General features: G+C 65.0%; 14 protein-coding genes and 1 pseudogene. 8 read left to right on the top strand and 7 right to left on the bottom strand.

Annotated features, from left to right (window positions below; all coding sequences use genetic code 11):
• Positions 1–10: 10 nt before the first annotated feature.
• A complete protein-coding gene (locus MesoLj_RS18245; RefSeq protein ID WP_202327039.1) occupies positions 11–766 on the bottom strand; it encodes a bestrophin-like domain in 756 nt (251 codons plus the stop codon).
• 178 nt (positions 767–944) lie between these two features.
• On the opposite strand from MesoLj_RS18245, the gene MesoLj_RS18240 reads away from it, so the two are divergent.
• From MesoLj_RS18240 to MesoLj_RS18225, 4 genes are all read left to right on the top strand, one after another.
• A complete protein-coding gene (locus MesoLj_RS18240) occupies positions 945–2015 on the top strand; it encodes a sensor histidine kinase (RefSeq protein WP_140775827.1) in 1071 nt (356 codons plus the stop codon).
• Between the two features lie 68 nt (positions 2016–2083).
• Positions 2084–2647: a response regulator gene (locus tag MesoLj_RS18235; RefSeq protein WP_244735491.1), complete on the top strand. Its 564-nt coding sequence runs from the start codon at positions 2084–2086 to the stop codon at positions 2645–2647.
• Positions 2648–3410: 763 nt separating this feature from the next.
• Positions 3411–5168 carry an ABC transporter permease gene (locus MesoLj_RS18230; RefSeq protein WP_202327037.1) on the top strand — a complete coding sequence of 586 codons (1758 nt, stop codon included), beginning with the start codon at positions 3411–3413 and terminating at the stop codon, positions 5166–5168.
• A gap of 22 nt (positions 5169–5190) precedes the next feature.
• The gene (locus MesoLj_RS18225; RefSeq protein ID WP_140775824.1) at positions 5191–6525 is read left to right on the top strand and encodes an ABC transporter ATP-binding protein; all 1335 of its coding nucleotides are present in this window, start codon (positions 5191–5193) and stop codon (positions 6523–6525) included.
• Between the two features lie 25 nt (positions 6526–6550).
• Here the strand turns inward: MesoLj_RS18225 and MesoLj_RS18220 are convergent, their stop codons facing one another.
• Both MesoLj_RS18220 and MesoLj_RS18215 read right to left on the bottom strand, forming a co-directional pair.
• Positions 6551–8104 (bottom strand): trimethylamine methyltransferase family protein, encoded by a 1554-nt coding sequence (locus MesoLj_RS18220; protein WP_202327036.1) that lies wholly within the window; start codon positions 8102–8104, stop codon positions 6551–6553.
• Between the two features lie 12 nt (positions 8105–8116).
• Positions 8117–10528, bottom strand: a complete 2412-nt coding sequence (locus MesoLj_RS18215) for a GcvT family protein (protein ID WP_202327035.1) — start codon at positions 10526–10528, stop codon at positions 8117–8119.
• 307 nt (positions 10529–10835) lie between these two features.
• Here MesoLj_RS18215 and MesoLj_RS18210 point away from each other — a divergent pair, with 307 nt between their 5' ends.
• The gene (locus tag MesoLj_RS18210; protein ID WP_446720330.1) at positions 10836–12302 is read left to right on the top strand and encodes an esterase-like activity of phytase family protein; all 1467 of its coding nucleotides are present in this window, start codon (positions 10836–10838) and stop codon (positions 12300–12302) included.
• Between the two features lie 69 nt (positions 12303–12371).
• Here MesoLj_RS18210 and MesoLj_RS18205 read toward each other — a convergent pair whose 3' ends face one another.
• Positions 12372–13166, bottom strand: coding sequence for a L,D-transpeptidase (locus MesoLj_RS18205; protein ID WP_202327031.1), 795 nt, complete (start codon positions 13164–13166; stop codon positions 12372–12374).
• A 243-nt stretch (positions 13167–13409) separates the two neighbouring features.
• Between MesoLj_RS18205 and MesoLj_RS18200 the strand changes: the two genes are divergently transcribed.
• Positions 13410–14882 carry an MATE family efflux transporter gene (locus MesoLj_RS18200; protein WP_202327030.1) on the top strand — a complete coding sequence of 491 codons (1473 nt, stop codon included), beginning with the start codon at positions 13410–13412 and terminating at the stop codon, positions 14880–14882.
• 65 nt (positions 14883–14947) lie between these two features.
• On the opposite strand, the gene MesoLj_RS18195 is transcribed toward MesoLj_RS18200, so the two are convergent.
• On the bottom strand, positions 14948–15358 hold the full coding sequence (locus MesoLj_RS18195; protein ID WP_202327029.1) for an SH3 domain-containing protein: 411 nt from the start codon (positions 15356–15358) through the stop codon (positions 14948–14950).
• 237 nt (positions 15359–15595) lie between these two features.
• Between MesoLj_RS18195 and MesoLj_RS18190 the strand changes: the two genes are divergently transcribed.
• Positions 15596–16171: a TMEM175 family protein gene (locus MesoLj_RS18190; RefSeq protein WP_202327028.1), complete on the top strand. Its 576-nt coding sequence runs from the start codon at positions 15596–15598 to the stop codon at positions 16169–16171.
• A gap of 15 nt (positions 16172–16186) precedes the next feature.
• Here MesoLj_RS18190 and MesoLj_RS18185 read toward each other — a convergent pair whose 3' ends face one another.
• Positions 16187–16468 (bottom strand): hypothetical protein, encoded by a 282-nt coding sequence (locus tag MesoLj_RS18185; protein ID WP_140775816.1) that lies wholly within the window; start codon positions 16466–16468, stop codon positions 16187–16189.
• Positions 16469–16602: 134 nt separating this feature from the next.
• On the opposite strand from MesoLj_RS18185, the pseudogene MesoLj_RS18180 reads away from it, so the two are divergent.
• Positions 16603–17470, top strand: a pseudogene (locus MesoLj_RS18180) (SDR family NAD(P)-dependent oxidoreductase).
• A gap of 11 nt (positions 17471–17481) precedes the next feature.
• Here MesoLj_RS18180 and MesoLj_RS18175 read toward each other — a convergent pair.
• On the bottom strand, positions 17482–17907 hold the full coding sequence (locus MesoLj_RS18175; RefSeq protein ID WP_140775814.1) for a low affinity iron permease family protein: 426 nt from the start codon (positions 17905–17907) through the stop codon (positions 17482–17484).
• Positions 17908–18059 lie beyond the last annotated feature (152 nt).

Raw genomic sequence — 18059 nt, 5'->3', positions numbered from 1 at the left:
CGGTTCCGCCTCATCGCTGCAATTCCGCCAATGCCCTTTCCAGCGGCGCCGCCGAAATCTGGATGGGTCCGGAGAACGCCACATCCATGTCCAGGATCAGGTAGATCGCCCCGGCGATCAGCGCGGCCGACACCATAAGGGTTCCGGCGGTGATTGTATTCTTCGGTGCCCTGAACCCGAAACTGGCGAAGATCAGCGCCAGCCAGGTGACCAGCATGGCGATCAGCGGCCAGGGAATCGTGCCTTCAGACTGCTCGACCAGGACCCAGCGCAGTTCCAGCACCTTCTGCAGGCGCTGGCGTCCGTCCTGCAGAAGGGAACCGTGTACAGCGTCGGGAGGGGTCAGGCCATTCAGCCGCACGCCAATCTCCGTCAGCAGGCGTTCGGAAAGCTGATTGGCGGCGATGGTCGTTTCGCTGTTTTGTGACGAGGTGTCCACCACCCGCTGCACATAGGCGACCAATGGTTGGCGCACCGCGTCGGTCTCCGGGCCATACTGGCGCAAGGTCCTGTCGAGCAGGATCAGCTCCGTCGCATAGGCGTGCACGTTGTGATCGATCGATTCGAAGGTGTTCTTGGCCGAGTTGATCATCAGGCCGAGTATCAGCGAGGTCATCACCCCGAACAGATTGGCGGCGAGCCGAACCACCGTGTTCGTGTCGTCATCACGATGCCTGGCCGGCAATCTCGGCCAGATCGTCATGCTGGCGAACGCCGACGCCGCCAGGCACAGGAAAATCACCAATGCGATCAAGGCTTCGCGCATGAACCGCATTTCTGCACGGGACGCACCAATTGCCAATGCCAGGGCGGCCCGTCAAAGACGAAAGTCGGGCGTATTCGTGGTTCCAATGCGATATGGCAGCGCCTTGCCGGGCCAAAAGGTGGCACGGTAGTGTCCTCTTGTCCGCAAACAGGGCAATTTGATCAGCAAGGAGGTCGGCATGTCTGGAAGATCATCCTTGCCGCTCCTCTGGCGCCGGCCGCTGCTGCCGGCCCTGCTTGTGCTGCTGGCGGCGGCGATCTTCCTCGCCGACACGATCACCAATCTGGAGATCGCCGTCGCGGTCTTCTATGTCGCCATTGTCCTGATCGCGGTCCGCTATCTCGACCAGCGCGGCGTGGCGATGGTCGCGGCGGCCTGCATGGCGCTGACCGTGCTGAGTTTCTTCCTCACGCGGGCAGGTTCGGTGCCGGCAGGCGTGATCAACTGCGCCATCAGTCTGGTGGCGATCGCCGTCACCGCCTATCTGGCGCTGCGCACCGCCGCCGCCGAGGCGTCCGCCCGCGAGGCGCAGGCACAGCTCGCCCACATCACGCGGGTGACGATGCTGGGCGAGCTGACGGCCTCGATCGCCCATGAGCTCAACCAGCCGCTGGCGGCGATCGTGTTGAACGGCAACGCCGCCCGGCGCTGGCTGGCGGCCGGCAATCCGGATGAGGCCGGCAAGGCGGCCGAGCGCATCGTCAGGGATGCCGAACGCGCCAGCGAGCTGATCAAGCGCCTGCGCGGCCTGACCCGAAAGGCGGCCGGCAAGGCCGTCTGGCTGGATGTCAATCAGCTGATATCGGAGACGCTGACCCTGGTGGAGAACGAGGCCGGCAGAAGCCATGTCTCCTTGCGCACAGAACTCGCCGGCAAGCTGCCTCGAGCCGAGGCCGACCCGGTACAGATCCAGCAGGTCATCCTCAACCTCATCCTCAACGCGATCGAGGCGGTGAGCGGCGAGCAAGAGCGCGACGTGACAATCGTGACCAGTGCCGGCAAGCCCGGCGAGATCGTGATCGAAGTCCGCGATTCCGGCCGTGGCCTGAGCGGCGTCCAGCTCGACCATGTCTTCGACGCCTTCTACACCACCAAGCCCGAGGGCCTGGGCATGGGGCTTGCCATCAGCCGCTCGATCGTCGAAAGCCATGGCGGACGCATCTGGGTACAGCCGACAATGCCGCGCGGTGCCGCATTCTTCCTTTCGCTGCCGGCAGACCGGACAGGATCGCGCGGGTCGAACCAATGAAGCAAGCCAGCGGATCGGAAACGAGCAAACCGGAACAGATCGTTTTCGTCATCGACGACGATCCCGCCATGCGCGAGGCGCTCGACAGCCTGCTGCGCTCGGTCGGGCTGGATATCAGCTGCTTCGGTTCGGTCGCCGAATTCCTGGGGGCGCCACTGCCGGACATCCCCTCCTGCCTTGTGCTGGACGTGCGCCTGCCCGGCAAAAGCGGCATGGACTTCCAGAAAGAGCTCGCCCGTTCCGATGCGCCGCTGCCCGTGATCATCATGACCGGCCATGGCGATATCGCCATGTCGGTGCAGGCGATGAAGACCGGCGCCGTCGACTTCCTGCCGAAACCGTTCCGAGAACAGGACCTGCTCGATGCCATCGCCGCCGCCCTGGACAAGGACCGGTCGCGGCGGGCGCTGAAAGCCGAGATTGATATCTTGCGCGAACGCCTGGCGACGCTGAGCGAAGGCGAGCGCAGCGTCGTGGCGCTGGTGGTCCAGGGGCGGCTCAACAAGCAGGTCGCCGGCGACCTCGGCGTCAGCGAGATCACCGTCAAGGTCCGCCGCGCCCGCGCCATGCGCAAGATGCAGGCCGGCTCGCTGGCCGAGCTCATCAAAATGGCCGCCAAGCTCGGAATCTGACCCCTTCAGGCCGACAGATAAACCGTTATTTTTCAATGCATTGTTAGCGCATCCCTTGCCACGGGATCTGCCTCCTTATGCCTTGGTATCAAGCCATATACTTAAGATTCCGGCGCTCGCGTTGACACGCTGCAAGCCATGGGCGTAAGGCGGCGTGGCCTCGGCTGACCGAGGCATCAACTCGAGATCGAACAGGTAATGGACAGCTATCCCAGTCGCTGTCCGGATCAAGCCCAAGGCACGGTCCGGACACTGGCCCCGTCAACAGATTTGGTTTCCGGCATGTGGCGCCGGTCGGTCCTCGGCAGGGCATAACCCGCCTTCGGCTCGCCTTGCCGTCCCGCCGGACCGCGAGAGGTGAGCCATGAACACCAATGTCATTCCCTTCCGTGCGCGTTCCGCCACGCGCCCCGCTTCAGCTGCCCGGCCATCCGTGGCAACAACGCGCGGCCTGGCGGGCAAGGCCGGCTTCACCATGCCGCCGACCCGGCTCGTCTGCGTCTGGCGCCGCGGCTCGGTAAGCGGCCGGCTGGAATGCCGCTGGACCCGGGAACGGCAGCCCGTCTCCGAAGAGGGCGTCAGTTGTCGAACGGTCCTCCCACGGCGGGCTGCCTGAGCCCCTCTTCAACGCAGCCCAGACCTCCGCACTGACGGCCGGGCCCTGGCGCCCGGCGCGACCGCCACCCGGTCGCACCCTTCCGCACGCCCGCAATCACCCTCTCCCAAATCACACTGCAATCTGCCCATCATCCGGAGGCCCGCCATGATCTTCCTGCCTCACAACCGCAATTCCCTCGGCGAAGCCGCCGCGCTGGCGCGCGGACGCATCGCCCCCAACATCTACGACACCATCGCCTTTGCCATGCTGGTGGCTCTGCTGGTGCTTCTGGCGCACGGCGCCGCCGGCATGCGTGCGCCGAGCGCCCTGCTCACCACATCGCCGGTCACGCTCGATCTCGCCAACCTGCCGGAATACGCGCTGCGCACCACGCTGCGCATGTTCGCGGCCATCATCGTCTCACTGGTCTTCACCTTCACGGTGGCGACGCTGGCCGCCAAGAGCCGGCGCGCCGAAATGGTGATCATTCCCGCGCTCGACATCCTGCAGTCGGTGCCGGTGCTGGGTTTCCTGACTTTCACCGTGACCTTCTTCATGGGCCTGTTTCCCGGCAGCCAGCTCGGCGCCGAATGCGCCGCGATCTTCGCCATCTTCACCAGCCAGGCCTGGAACATGGCGTTCTCGTTCTACCAGTCGCTGCGCACGGTGCCGGGCGACCTCGACGAGGTCAGCCGCGGTTTCGGGCTCTCGGCGTGGCAGAGGTTCTGGCGGCTCGAGGCACCGTTCGCCGCGCCAGGTCTTGTCTGGAACACGATGATGTCGATGTCCGGCGGCTGGTTCTTCGTCGTCGCCTCCGAGGCCATCACCGTCGGCAACACCACCGTGCAACTGCCCGGCATCGGCTCCTGGCTGGCGCTCGCCATCGATAAGCAGGATTTCACCGCCGTCGCCTGGGCAGTTTTGGCGATGGGCGTGCTCATCCTGCTCTACGACCAGTTGCTGTTCCGGCCTGTCGTCGCCTGGGCCGACAAGTTCCGTTTCGAGCAGACCGCCGGGCAGGAAAAGCCCCGCTCCTGGGTCTACGACATCCTGCGCCGGGCCCGGTTGTTGCACACCGTGGGGCTGCCGATCGCATGGCTCTGGCAGCGCGCCATGCTGCTTCGCCTGGGCAAGCGGGCCATGCCGGCAGCGTCCACCGCCACGTCGCGCCGCTTCTCGCGGGCGCTCGACATCGCCTGGCTGGGACTGGTGCTGCTTGTCGCCCTGTGGGGTGTGGTCGAGACGGTCCTGTATCTGCGGCAGACCCTTGGCTGGAACGATGTGGCCGAAGCCTTCAGCGGCGGCCTGCTCACCTTGCTGCGCGTGGTCGTGCTGATCGCGGTGGCCAGCGTGATCTGGGTGCCGATCGGCGTCTGGATCGGCTTGCGGCCCGCGGTCGCCGAACGCGTGCAGCCGCTGGCGCAATTCCTCGCCGCCTTCCCCGCCAACGTGCTGTTCCCGTTCGCGGTGATCGCCATCGTCGCCACCGGCGCCAGCCCCAGCATCTGGCTGTCGCCGCTGATGGTGCTGGGCACGCAATGGTACATCCTGTTCAACGTCATCGCCGGCGCCAGCGCCTTCCCTTCCGATCTCAAGGAGGCGGCCAGGGTCTTCAAGATACGGTCCTGGTCGTGGTGGAAGAACGTCATGCTGCCGGGGATTTTTCCCTATTACATCACTGGCGCTCTGACCGCCTCCGGCGGTTCGTGGAACGCCTCGATCGTCGCCGAACTGGCAAGTTGGGGCAATACCAGGCTCGAAGCCTTCGGGCTCGGCTCCTACATCGCGAAGGCGACAGAAGCCGGCGATTTTCCGCGCGTCATCCTCGGCATCGCCGTGATGTCGCTCTTCGTCACCCTCTTCAACCGCACCCTCTGGCGCCCCCTCTATGTCTTCGCCGAACGCCGCATGCGGCTCGACTGACCCATTCTTCAGGAGACTGATCATGAACCAAGCTGTCATCACCCAAGCTGTCGTCACCAAGAACCGTCCGCTCGTCGAAGTCCATGGCGTCTGCCAGACCTATGACAAGGGCAGTGCCGGCAAGCTCATCGTCCTCGACCAGGTCGGGCTGACGCTGGGTTCCGGCGAGATCGTCGGCCTGCTCGGCCGCTCCGGCTCCGGCAAGTCTACTTTGCTGCGCTCGATCGCCGGCCTGATCCGGCCGAGCCAGGGCGCCATCACCTTCGAGGGCAAGGCTGTCTCCGGCACGCCGGACGGCATCGCCATGGTCTTTCAGAGCTTCGCCCTGTTTCCCTGGCTGACCGTGCTGCAGAATGTCGAACTCGGGCTCGAGGCACAGGGCGTCTCGCCGGCAGTGCGCCGCAAGCGCGCGCTGTCGGCCATTGACTTGATCGGCCTCGATGGTTTCGAAAACGCCTATCCGAAGGAGCTGTCGGGCGGCATGCGCCAGCGCGTCGGGCTCGCCCGCGCCCTGGTGGTGCATCCCAAGGTGCTGTTGATGGACGAGCCGTTCTCGGCGCTCGACGTGCTGACGGCCGAGACGCTGCGCACCGACCTGCTCGACCTCTGGTCGGAAGGCCGCATGCCGATCGAGTCGATCCTGATGGTAACCCACAACATCGAGGAGGCGGTGCTGATGTGCGACCGCGTGCTGATCTTCTCGTCCAATCCGGGCCGCGTCGTCGCCGAGCTCAGGATCGATCTGCCGCAGCCGCGCAACCGGCTGGACCCGGCCTTCCGCGCGCTGGTCGAGGACATCTATGCCCGCATGACCGCCAGGAAGGAGCCGGGCAGCCCTGCCCGCGACGGCGTCTTCCCGGGTTCGGGCATCGCCATGGTGCTGCCGCGCGTCTCGACCAACCTGCTCGCCGGCCTGATCGAGGCCGTCGCGGCGGCGCCCTACAACGGGCATGCCGATCTGCCGCCGCTGGCCGCCAGCCTGCAGCTCGAGATCGATGACCTGTTCCCGATCGCCGAAACGCTTCAGCTGCTGCGCTTTGCCGAACTGGCCGAGGGCGACATCCAGCTGACCCTGGCCGGCAAACGCTTCGCCGAAAGCGAGGTCGACGCGCGCAAGCAATTGTTCGCGCAGCAGCTGGCGACCTATGTGCCGCTGGCCGGCCACATCCGCCGCGTGCTCGACGAACGCGCCAACCACAAGGCGCCGGCCCGCCGCTTCCGCGACGAGCTGGAGGACCACATGTCCGAGGGCTATGCCGACCAGACGGTGCGCGCCGTCATCAGCTGGGCCCGCTACGCCGAGTATTTTGCCTACGACGAGGAGAGCGATCTGTTCACGCTCGACAACCCGACATAGCCCATCTGGGCGCCGCGGCTGCCGGTCACGACACCGGTGCCGCGCCGCCCTCCTCGGTGCGCCGCGCGATGAATTCGTCGAGCACGCCTGATGTGGCGGCGGCCGAGGCGGGCGGCTCGAAATCGGCAACGGCGCGCCGCCAGATGCCGGTGGCGCGTTCGCTCGCCGTCTTCGATCCGCTTTGCGTCCAGTTGCCGAAGTTCGACCAGTCGGCCACCAGCGGTTCGTAGAAGGCGGTGCGGTAGCGCGCCATCGTGTGGCCGGCCGAGAAGAAATGACCACCCGGCTGCACTTCGGCGATCGCCTCGAAGCCGATCGCATCGTCGTCACCGGGCGTCGCGGCGCAGAGTTCGGCCACCGTCTGCAGCGCCTCGATATCGGTGATCACCTTCTCGAAGGAGACGCTCAGGCCGCCTTCCAGCCAGCCGGCGGCGTGGATGCACATGGTCGCGCCGGCCAACACCGAGCCCCACAGCGCGAACTGCGTTTCGTGCGCGGCCTGCGCGTCCGAGATGTTGGCGGCACTGCCGCCGCCGGAACGCCAGGGCAGTCCGGTGAAGCGCGCCAGTTGGCCAGCGCCCAGCGTCGCCTTGACATGTTCCGGCGTGCCGAAGGCCGGCGCTCCGGATTTCATGTCGACATTGGAGGAGAAGGAGCCATAGACGACCGGCGCGCCGGGCCGCACGATCTGCGCCAGCGTCAGCCCCGCCAGCGCCTCTGCATGCTGCAGCGCCAGCGCGCCGGCCACCGTGATCGGCGCCATCGCGCCCGCCAGGCAGAACGGCGTGATGACGGAAACCTGCCCCGCCTTGGCGAAATCGATGATGCCTTGCGCCATCGGGATGTCGAGCTGGCGCGGCGAGTTGGTGTTGATGACCGTGTAGCAATGCGCGTCCGCCAGGAATTCGTCCTGCGACAGGCCACGCGCCAGCCGGATCATCTCGAAACCGTCCTCGACCTGCGGCGTGCCGCGCGCGAAGACGAACGGAAACTTGTCGGACAGCGTCAGCTGCGCGCGGTTGACGGCATAGTGACGCAGGTGGTTGTCGACATCCTGCGGCTCGATGCAGGGGCCAAGCATATGCAGCACGTCGAAATGCTGCACCAGCCGCAGCAGATCCTCGAAATCGGCGAGCGTGCCGGGCCTCCGGCCGCGTTCTAGGTCGGTGACGTTCGGCGCGCCGCATCCGGCGAGGAAGGTCATCGACCCGAGTTCCAGCGTCAGGTCGCGGGAACGGTCGCCGGCTCGCGCCTGGATCGACTTCGGCGCCGAGGCGAGCGCCGCCGTCACCATGTCGCGGCCGATGCGCACCATGTCGGTGTCGGGGTCGACCAGCGCGCCGGCGCTGGCGAAAAGCTCCCGTGCCTGCGGCAGCAGCACCTTGATGCCGAGCTCCTCCAGCACGCGCAGCGCCGTGTCGTGGATCGAAGCCACCTGGTCATCCGAAAACACCGGCTGCGGTAGGAACGGGTTCTTCAGCGACCGGTAATTGGGCCGGCGGCTGCTCTCGCTGCCGGCCTCGCCGGTGCGTCCGCGCCGGCGTTCGCGCCTGCTGTCTCGTGCCGCGTCATCGACCATCGAAAATCCTCCTCATTGCCGCATCGCCTTGCCCGAGGGATCGTAGGGCGAGGCCGCGATGATCCGTGCCGGCCGCTCGACGCCAACAATGTGCACCGAAAGCGCCGTCCCCTCCTCGGCAAAATCGTCGTCCACCAACGCCAGCGCGACGCTCTTGCCGATCGTGTAGCCAAAACCGCCCGAAGTAACGAAGCCGACGCGCCGGTCGTCGCGCCAGACCGGCTCGAAGCCGCTGGCGTCGGCATCGAGCGCATCGATCTCCAGCGTCACGATCCGCTGCGAGGTGCCTGCCTGACGTTCCTTCAATGCCGCCTCGCGGCCGACGAAATCGCCCTTGTCGAAGGCGATGAAGCGGTTGAGGCCGGTCTGGCCCGGCGTGTAGCCCTGCGTGAATTCGCGCGACCAGATGCCGAAGCTCTTCTCCAGCCTGAGCGCGTTGAGCGCGTAGTAGCCGATCTCGGCCAGACCGAGATCCTCGCCTGCCGCGAGCAGCGTGTCGCGCAGCGTGGCATGCATGGTTACCGGGCAACTGATCTCGAAGCCGAGCTCGCCGGCGATAGAGAGGCGGGCAACCCGCGCCCGCACCATGCCGATGTCGAACGCGCCGCAAGCCATGAACGGCAGTGCAGCGGCGGAGACGTCCTGATGTGTTGTACGCTCCAGGATTTTCCGCGCGTTCGGCCCGGTCAGCAGGAAGCCGCCCGTCGCGTCGGAAATGTCGGTGACCGCGACGCCCTCTCCTGCTTGGCTCTCGAACCAGCGCATGTGGAATTCCCTGAGATAGTAGGAACCCATCAGCCAATAGTCGCCGCCACCCCAGTTGATCGCGGTGAGGTCGCCCTTCAGCCGCCCGTCCGGCCCGAGCATCGGCGCCAGCCGCGCCTGTCCCGCCTTCGGCAGCTTGCAGGCCAGCAGCCGGTCGAGCCATGCTTCGGCACTCGGCCCGGACACCGCATAGCGTGAATAGGCCGAGATATCGACGAGGCCGGCGGCACGCCGGACCTGCAGCGCCTCGTCGCCGACGATGTCGAAGGCATTGGAGCGTTTGAGCGTGGTGTTCTCGCGAAAACCCATCGGCGCGAAATAGGCCGGGATTTCCAGCCCCCACGACGCCGTCCATTCGCAACCCGCGGCACTCATGCCGTCATAGGCGCCGGGGCGTTTCAAGGGCCTGCCGGCTGGCAGACGCTCATTGGGAAAGGTCATGACGAAACGGCGCGAATAGAACTGCCGCGTCGTTTGCTTGAGATATTCGCGATTGGCGGCGAAGGCGCCGTAGCGGGCAATGTCCATGCCGAAAATGTCGGCCTGCGGTTCGCCGTAAATCATCCATTCGGCAAGCGATTTGCCGACGCCCCCGCCCTGGCTGAAGCCGGCCATGACGCCGCAGGCGACCCAGTAGTTTTTCAGGCCACGCACGGGTCCGACGATCGGGTTGCCGTCCGGCGTGAAGGTGAAGGCGCCGTTGACCCATTTGCGGATGCCGGCGCTGGCCAGGCAGGGAAAGCGCTCATGCGCCTTGGCGAGTTCGGGACTGATGCGGTCGATGTCTTCCGGGATCAGTTCGATCCCGTAATCCCACGGCGCGCCGTCCATGTTCCAATGCTTCGGGTTCTGCTCGTAGACGCCGAGCAGCACGCCCTTGCGCTCTTGCCTGAGGTAGGAAAAGCCGTCGAGGTCGACGGCGATGCCGATCTCCCGGTCCAGTGCCGCGATCTCCGGAATGTCCTCGGTGACGAAATAATGGTGCTCCATCGGCGTCACCGGCAGGTCGACGCCGGCCATGCGGCCGAGCTGCTTGGCCCACAGCCCGCCGGCGTTGACGACATGCTCGGCGACGATCGTGCCCTGTTCGGTGACGACGTCCCAGTGACCGTCCGCGCGAGACTTCAACTCGACGACACGGTTGCGCAGGATCACCTCGGCCCCGCGCTTCTTCGCGGCACCCGCATAGGCATGCGTGGTGCCGTAGGGGTCGAGATGACCCTCGTTGGAATCATGCAGGCCGCCGAGCACCCCGGTGACATCGACGATCGGGCAGATCGCCTTGATCTCTTCGGGGGTCACCAGCCGCGCGCTTTCGATACCGACCGACTGGAACACCGCCCAGGCCGATTTCAGCCACTCCCAGCGCTGGGGGTCGCTGGCGATATTGACGCCGCCGGTCATGTGCAGGCCGATGTCCTGGCCGGACTCGGACTCGATCTCGCGATAGAGGTTGATGGTGTAATCCTGCAGCGCCGCGACGTTGGGATCGGCATTGAGCGCATGAAATCCGGCCGCCGCATGCCAGGTCGAACCGGCCGTCAATTCAGCCCGCTCGATCAGCGCCACATCGGACCAGCCGAACCGCGTCAGATGGTAGAGCACCGAGGCGCCGACCACTCCACCTCCGATGACGACTGCGCGGTAGTGCGGCTTCAAGGCTTCCCTCCCGGTCTGTCAGAAGCGGCACCATATACGCGCTGTACATAAGTGTCCAGTGCTGCGCTTGCCTGCCCCAAATGGATGCGGGATTGATCGAATTCTCGCCCCGGGCGCATGTCCTCGCAGGGCAATGAACACGCCGGTCGGCATACGTGCCGCCCCTGTCACGCAAGCATCATGTTCGCGCCGTAGACCGCTTTCGGGGGGCGGCGCGCGGCATCATCGATGTGCCGCCCCCTTTGAGCTTTTTCGTTCTTCGGCCGCTCCGGCACATCCGTCACCAAGAGGACCATCCATGAAACACATGCACCGAACCGTCTCGCTCGGCGTCGCGCTGGCCTTGTTCACCGCCTTGACGCCGGCGCTCGCCGACAGCACCGCGACCGTCGGAGCCACCAGCTTTGTCAACAAGGGCCTGGTCGGCGTCGGCCGCATTCCTGCCGCCCAGCGCGACAAGTTCGGCGAGACGTTCGGCTCAGGCTCCGGCATGTCGATGGACACCGCCGGCTGGACGCATGACGCGGGCACCTACAAGGGGTCGCTCTGGTTGCTGCCGGATCGCGGTTACAATGTCGCCGGCACCACCGACTACCGGCCGCGCCTCAACACCATCGGCATCGAGTTCACGCCGGCAGCACCAGGTGCTGCTGGCCAGGAGCAGACAGGCGTGAAGGCAACGCTTGCCGACACCTTGCTGCTCACCGACGACAAGGGCACTGATGCCACCGGCCTCGATCCGCTGTCGGATGTGCGCGCGGCGGCTGGCGACATGCCGATGCTGCCCGCCGCCACCAACGGCAAGCTCGCCCTCGACAACGAGGCGATCGTGCGGCTGCCCGACGGCTCGATGTTCATCTCCGATGAATATGGCCCGAATATCTATCGGTTCTCGGCGCAAGGCCGCCTGATGTCGGCGACCCAGCCGCCGGCGGCGCTGGTGCCGATGCGCAAGGGCGCGCCGAACTTCTCCTCTGACAATCCCGGTCCAGGTGCCGCCGAACCCGATCCCAAGGATCCCGATACCGGCCGCCAGAACAACCAGGGCCTGGAAGGCATGGCGATGACGCCGGACGGCAAGTTCCTGATCGCCGTGCTGCAGTCGGCGACCAGGCAGGACGGTGGCGATTCAGCTTCGACCCGGCAGAACACACGGGCGCTGGTCTATGACGCCTCCGACCTCGCCCATCTCAAGCTGGCGCACGAATATGTCGTGCCGCTGCCGGTGTTCAAGGATGCCAAGGGCAAGACCAAGGTCGCCGCCCAGAGCGAGATCGTGGCGTTGTCCGACACGGCGTTCCTGATGCTGGCGCGAGACAGCGGCAACGGCCAGGGCCTGAAGGGAGATACATCGCTCTACCGCGAAATCAGCATCGTCGATGTCTCGGCCGCGACCGACATCGCCGGCGGTCCGTTCGACGCCGCTGACAAGCCGCTCGCCCCCAAGGGCGTACTTGACCCGTCGGTGACGCCGGCCAAGCTGACTCCGTTCATCGACATCAACAACAATGCCGAGCTTGGCCGCTTCGGCCTGCACAATGGCGCCCCGAACGACCACAACAACCTGTCCGAGAAGTGGGAAGCGATGTCGCTGGCCAGCGTGCTCGATCCGAAGCTGCCCGACGATTACTTCCTGTTCGTCGCCAATGACAACGACTTCCTCGCCCAGGACGGTTTCCAGGTCGGCGCGCCCTACAAGGCCGACGACGGTGCCAATGTCGACACCATGTTCCTGGTTTATCAGGTCACGCTTCCCGGCCTCGCCAAGAAGTAACGCATAAAAAAGGCGGGCGCGCCCGGCGCGTCCGCCTGAACGACCTCAAACGGCTGACCGTGAGGACGCCTACTTCAAGAACTCCGCGTCCTTCGGCACGCCTGCATCGATCGGCTCGGCCGTCCTGCTCGACACGGGCATGATCTTGCCGGCGGCCGACAGGTTTGGGCGGACGAAGACCTGTGCGGGGCCGTTGACGCGGCTGTAGAGGTCGATGATGTCCTGGTTCATGAAGCGCACGCAGCCCGACGAAGCATTCTTCCCGATGGAATCCCACTCCGGCGTGCCGTGCAGCCGGTACATCGTGTCCTTGCCGTCGCGGAAGAGATAGAGGGCGCGGGCGCCCAGCGGGCTCTGCGGGCCGGGCGGCATGCCGTCCTTGTATTTCGCCAGTTCCGGCCGGCGCTGGATCATTTCCGGCGGCGGCGTCCACACCGGCCACTTCTTCCTCGCCTGGACCACGGCGCTGCCGGTCCATCCAAAACCAGCCTTGCCGAGGCTGACGCCGTAGCGGATCGCCTTTCCGCCGTCGCGCACCAGATAGAGGAAGTGCTCGGAGACATCGACGACGATGGTGCCGGGTTTTTCTCCGGTCGGGTCGGCCACGACCTGGCGCACGAACTTCGGATCGAGCTTGGCCACCGGGATTGCCGGCAGCTGGTAGCCCTCGTCGGTGCGCGCCGCGTACATGCTGACGGTATCACCGAACGCCGTATCGGGCGGCGGCGCTGCCACGGGCGGTGGCGGCGTCACCACCTCCGTCGTGGTGCACGCCGAAAGAGCCACGGAGGCCGCGCCCAAGGCGGACGCACCCAGAAACGCGCGCCGGCTCAGGCGCTCGGAAAACAGCGGAATATCGGACATGATCCCCCCGGCTTGTCCATATCCGATAAGGATATGCGGGCCCCACGCCCCAAGGATCAATACCCCATTCCGGGAGCTTTGAGAACATGATTGGGTTGCGTAAACGAGGAGAATCAGGGGTTCGCCGCTTTCGTGAAACGGCGAACCGCATGACACGCGCCAAGCGGAATTTTCCGACGCCGCATCGACCTGTGCCGTTGAATCGGCAATCATCGCGGACCGAGTTGGGATAAGCCTCCAGCCATGACCGAAAAAATGCCCACGCGCCGGCGCACCGGCGACCTGACCAGCGGCCCGATCCCGCGCACGCTGCTGCTGTTTGCCTTGCCGGTGTTGGGGTCCAACGTGCTGCAGTCGCTCAACGGGTCGATCAATGCAGTCTGGGTCGGCCGTTTCCTTGGCGAATCGGCCCTGACGGCCACCTCCAACGCCAACCTCGTCCTGTTCCTGATCCTGGGCACGGTGTTCGGCATCGGCATGGCGGCGACGATCCTGGTGGCGCAGTCGGTCGGTGCCCGCGACCTGCCCGAGGCGCGCCGCATCGTCGGCACCAGCGCCACCTTCTTCTTCCTCGTTTCCATAGTCTTCGCGGTATGCGGCTGGATCTGGGTCGACGCCATCCTCAACACGCTTGGCACACCGGCGGACGCCTTGCCGCTGGCGCGTTCCTATCTGCGCATCATCTTCATCGCCGTGCCGATGATGAACCTTCTGTCCTTCGTCATGACCGTGCTGCGCGGTGCCGGCGATTCGCGCACACCCTTCTTCTTCATGGCGCTGGCGGTCGTGCTCGACATCGTGCTCAACCCGCTGCTGATCCGCGGCATCGGCCCCTTCCCCGAACTCGGCATCGCCGGATCCGCGACCTCGACGCTGATCGGTCAGACCGTGAGCGTCATCGCCATCCTTGTCGTGCTCTATGCGCGCAAGCATCCGCTGCGGCTGGCCGGCGCCAATCTCGCTCTGCTGCGGCCCGACCCTGCCTTGCTGCGCATTGTCGTCTTCAAGGGCGTGCCCATGGGGTTGCAGATGATCGTGATTTCGGCGGCGGCACTCACGGTGATGGGCATCGTCAATTCCTACGGCTCGCAAGTCGCCGCCGCCTACGGCATCGCCGCGCAGCTGTGGACCTACATCCAGATGCCGGCGCTCGCCATCGGTGCCGCGGTCTCCTCGATGGCGGCGCAGAATGTCGGCGCCGGCCGCTGGGACCGGATCGGCCGCGTCGCCGCCTCCGGCGTCGGCTTCAACCTTGTCCTGACCGGCGCTCTCGTTGCGCTGCTGTGGCTCTTCGACCGCTCGATCCTCAGCCTGTTCCTGAGCAACGACAGCGCGGCAATTGATATCGCCGCCCATATCAACACCGTGGCGTCCTGGTCGTTCATTCTGTTCGGCGTCACCATCGTGCTGTTCGCCACCGTGCGCGCCACCGGTGCGGTGATGCCGCCGCTGATCATCCTGGTGATCTCGGTGCTCGTCATACGCACCGGCTTTGCCTATTTCATGCGTGGCGTGATCGGCGAGGAAGCGTTGTGGTGGAGTTTTCCGGCCGGCTCGATCACCTCCCTGGTTCTGGCCGCGGCCTACTACCGCTTCGGCGGCTGGCGCACCATGCACATGATCGAGGACAGGCCGGCCGCCGGCGAGCCGCCGGATACCGGGCTTGGCGTGCCGCGTGGGCGCGCGAACATGGCGCCTGAGACGCCGAACGGCTGATCACCGGCAAAGCCAAAAGGGCCGCGATGAGGCGGCCCCTTTTCGTTACGGCATTCGCGATCTGCCTATTTGCAGGGAAAGCCGGGAGCGATCTTGCACTTGCCGGGCCGCGGCTTATGCGGCGGGCGATGGTGCGGAGGACGGTGATGGGGCGGCTTGTGCCAGTGCGGCGGCCGATGATGCGGCGGACGAACGATGACGATCGGCGGACGAACGACATGGGCGCGTGAAAGATAACCGGAACTGGCCCAGCCGCTGACACCACCACCATGTATCCGGCACCAACCCGGCTGGCAGCCGGCCACGTCAACCCTGAAGCCGGCCGGCAACGTCCCGACCCTGGCGAATTCGGCGCCGGGCCCGCTACGCACGTTGAGATTTGTCGTGGTATGGGCGCTGTAGGCGAAGGCCGCGGCGGATGTTCCGAAGACGGCGGCCAGAATGGTCGCCATCGCAAGCAGAAATCGAAATCTCATCAGTCCCTCCATTCGAACCCCGGCCGTTCGACTGCTCGACCAAGGGTTGCATCAAGAGGGAGAGAAAACAGCGGGAAGTCAACAACTGGCCAAGGCCGATCATCACATCGGCAACTTCGGCAACGGAGTTTTCCCGGACATAGTTGAGGAATTTCCCGAGTGCCGTTTATCGGCCCGGGAACTTCCGCTAACAGTTTACTGTCTTTCGACAATTCGTTGCAGGCGGAGGCGGTGAGCATGGGCAAAGGCAGGGTCGAGGCATTCACCGACGGCGTGGTGGCCATCATCATCACCATCATGGTGCTGGACCTGAAGGTGCCCGAGGGCGAGGACTTCTCCGCCCTGGTGCCGCAATTGCCGATCTTCCTGTGCTACGTGCTCTCATTCATCAATGTCGGCATCTACTGGAACAATCTGCACAACATGTTCCACACCGTGCAGCGCGTCGATGGTGGCGTGTTGTGGGCCAACCTGCATCTGTTGTTCTGGTTGTCCCTGATGCCGGTAACGACGGCTTTCATGGGCGAGAACCATTTCGCCACGGTTCCGGTCGCGGTCTACGGTTTCGACCTTGCAATGTGCGCGACCGCCTACGGCATTCTGGTCATCGCCCTGCACCGTCTGCATGGGCCGGATACCGCCTTCGCCAAGGCGATCGGCAGCGACCGCAAGGGAAGGCTTTCGCTTGCCGTCTACCTCGCGGCCATCGCGCTTGCCTTCCTCAACCGGTGGATCAGCGTGGGCCTCTATGTTGTCGTCGCCCTGGTGTGGCTTGTGCCGGACACGCGCTTTTCGCGCGTTCTCGAGAAGTAGCGCGGTAAACCAGCCCTATTTACGCATCGCCTTCAGCTTTTCCGCCACCGAAGCGGCAAGGTCGGCATAGCGCTCCTCCAGCCGTTCGGCCGCCTTGATGATCGAGAAATCATGGCCGAACTTCTCCAGCGCCATGCGCAGTTTCTCGACGAACTCGGCCTGTTTTTCCAGCGCCGAAAACAGTGTCTTCACCTGGGCTTCGTTGATATCGGGGTTGGCCAGCATCTGCGGCACCTCGCGCCCCATCTGGTCGCCGGTGGCGGTCTGTTCCTTCAGAATTGCAACCCAATCCGTCAATAGAAAATCTCCATTACCGAGACAGCATGCGCAGCCTCGACCGGCCCGGTCAACCCGCACACGTGCCGACGCAGGCTTGCGCAAGCCTGTTCCAGCGCTAAGTTCGGCGCCATCGAGAAAAGGACCCATCGCCCATGATCACCGACGCCGAAATCCAGACCGCCCTGCCCGCGCTTAGCGGCGGCAACACCGCCGTCATCACCGGCGCCGCGAGCGGCATTGGTCTGGCGGCCGCCAAACGGCTTGCGTTGATGGGCATGAAGATCGTGCTCGCGGACATCGCCGGTACCCGCCTTGACGATGCCTCCCGGGCCGTCTCGGCCATTGCCGGCGACGACGCCGTGCTTGCCGTTGCATCGGACGTTTCGAAGGCCGATGAGGTCGATCGTCTTGCCGACCGGGCATTCGGCGCCTTCGGCGAGGTCTCGCTGCTGATGAACAATGCCGGCGTCGGCGACAACCCGGGCAAGCCCTGGGAAAACCGCGATGCGTGGAAGCGGCTGCTCGACATCAATTTCTGGGGTGTCGTGCATGGTGTCGAAGCCTTCGCACCGCGCATGCTGGCGTCTGCCAAACCGGGCCTGATCGTCAACACCGGCTCCAAGCAAGGCATCACCACGCCGCCCGGCAACCTTGCCTACAATGTCTCCAAGGCCGGCGTGAAGACATTCACCGAGGGCCTCGCGCATGCGCTGCGCAACGAGCCGGGGCGCCCGCCTGTCGGCGCATCTGCTCATCCCCGGCTTCACCTATACCGGCCTCACCGAGGGTGCCACGGAAAAGCCAGCCGGTGCCTGGACCGGCGAGCAGGTTGTTGATTTCATGCTGGAATCCCTGGTCAGCGGCGATTTCTACATCTTGTGCCCGGACAATGACGTGGCGCGCCCCATGGATGAAAAGCGCATGGCCTGGGCCATCGGCGACATCATCGAAAACCGCCCGGCCTTGTCGCGCTGGCACCCGGACCACAAGGATGCTTTCGCGGCCTTCATGAAAAATTGATCTTCACGTCTTCAAGCCGCACGCTTTTTCGGAGCTCGTTTTTGCGCCACGGCCTTCTTTGCGGCCATCGCGGCGATCTCCTTGTCATGGCGTAGTGCTGCTTTCTCGCATCTGTCGCGGATCTCCTCGACCTCGGATTCCGTCAGATGCTCGATGCCGATGAAATGGTTGTGGCCCTCGCTGACCCGGATCAGTTCATCGAGCTTGGCCTGGATCGCCGCGCCATCGCGGTTCTGGGTGTTCTGGATGAGAAACACCATCAGGAAGGTGATGATGGTCGTCCCGGTGTTGATCACCAATTGCCAGGTGTCCGAGAAACCGAAGAACGGCCCGCTTACCGCCCAGACGACGACGATCACGCAGCAGGCGGCAAAGGTCAGCGGGAGGCCGGTTATATGGGCGACCCGGTTGGCGACCTTGGTGAAAAGCTTTTCCATCTGTCGAGAACCCTCAATGGCTGCCGCGATGAGAAACAATCGACGGCCGTTCCAGGTTCCCACCGGCAACAAATACGTCAGGCGCAATTGAATACACGCAATGAGGGCGTTTGACGGAAAACACACCTTATCGGTTTAATGGCATGGTAACC

The organism is Mesorhizobium sp. 113-3-9, from assembly GCF_016756515.1.
GTDB lineage: Bacteria > Pseudomonadota > Alphaproteobacteria > Rhizobiales > Rhizobiaceae > Mesorhizobium.
Note: the sequence above shows the minus strand (reverse complement) of the source record. Positions and strands in the feature narration are given on the sequence as shown.

Bases quoted from the DNA above. Each gene is read 5' to 3' on its own strand.
- MesoLj_RS18245 (WP_202327039.1), bottom strand. From the start codon at position 766: ATGCGCGAAGCCTTGATCGCATTGGTGATTTTCCTGTGCCTGGCGGCG.
- MesoLj_RS18240 (WP_140775827.1), top strand. From the start codon at position 945: ATGTCTGGAAGATCATCCTTGCCGCTCCTCTGGCGCCGGCCGCTGCTG.
- MesoLj_RS18235 (WP_244735491.1), top strand. From the start codon at position 2,084: ATGCGCGAGGCGCTCGACAGCCTGCTGCGCTCGGTCGGGCTGGATATC.
- MesoLj_RS18230 (WP_202327037.1), top strand. From the start codon at position 3,411: ATGATCTTCCTGCCTCACAACCGCAATTCCCTCGGCGAAGCCGCCGCG.
- MesoLj_RS18225 (WP_140775824.1), top strand. From the start codon at position 5,191: ATGAACCAAGCTGTCATCACCCAAGCTGTCGTCACCAAGAACCGTCCG.
- MesoLj_RS18220 (WP_202327036.1), bottom strand. From the start codon at position 8,104: ATGGTCGATGACGCGGCACGAGACAGCAGGCGCGAACGCCGGCGCGGA.
- MesoLj_RS18210 (WP_446720330.1), top strand. From the start codon at position 10,836: ATGCACCGAACCGTCTCGCTCGGCGTCGCGCTGGCCTTGTTCACCGCC.
- MesoLj_RS18205 (WP_202327031.1), bottom strand. From the start codon at position 13,166: ATGTCCGATATTCCGCTGTTTTCCGAGCGCCTGAGCCGGCGCGCGTTT.
- MesoLj_RS18200 (WP_202327030.1), top strand. From the start codon at position 13,410: ATGACCGAAAAAATGCCCACGCGCCGGCGCACCGGCGACCTGACCAGC.
- MesoLj_RS18195 (WP_202327029.1), bottom strand. From the start codon at position 15,358: ATGAGATTTCGATTTCTGCTTGCGATGGCGACCATTCTGGCCGCCGTC.
- MesoLj_RS18190 (WP_202327028.1), top strand. From the start codon at position 15,596: ATGGGCAAAGGCAGGGTCGAGGCATTCACCGACGGCGTGGTGGCCATC.
- MesoLj_RS18175 (WP_140775814.1), bottom strand. From the start codon at position 17,907: ATGGAAAAGCTTTTCACCAAGGTCGCCAACCGGGTCGCCCATATAACC.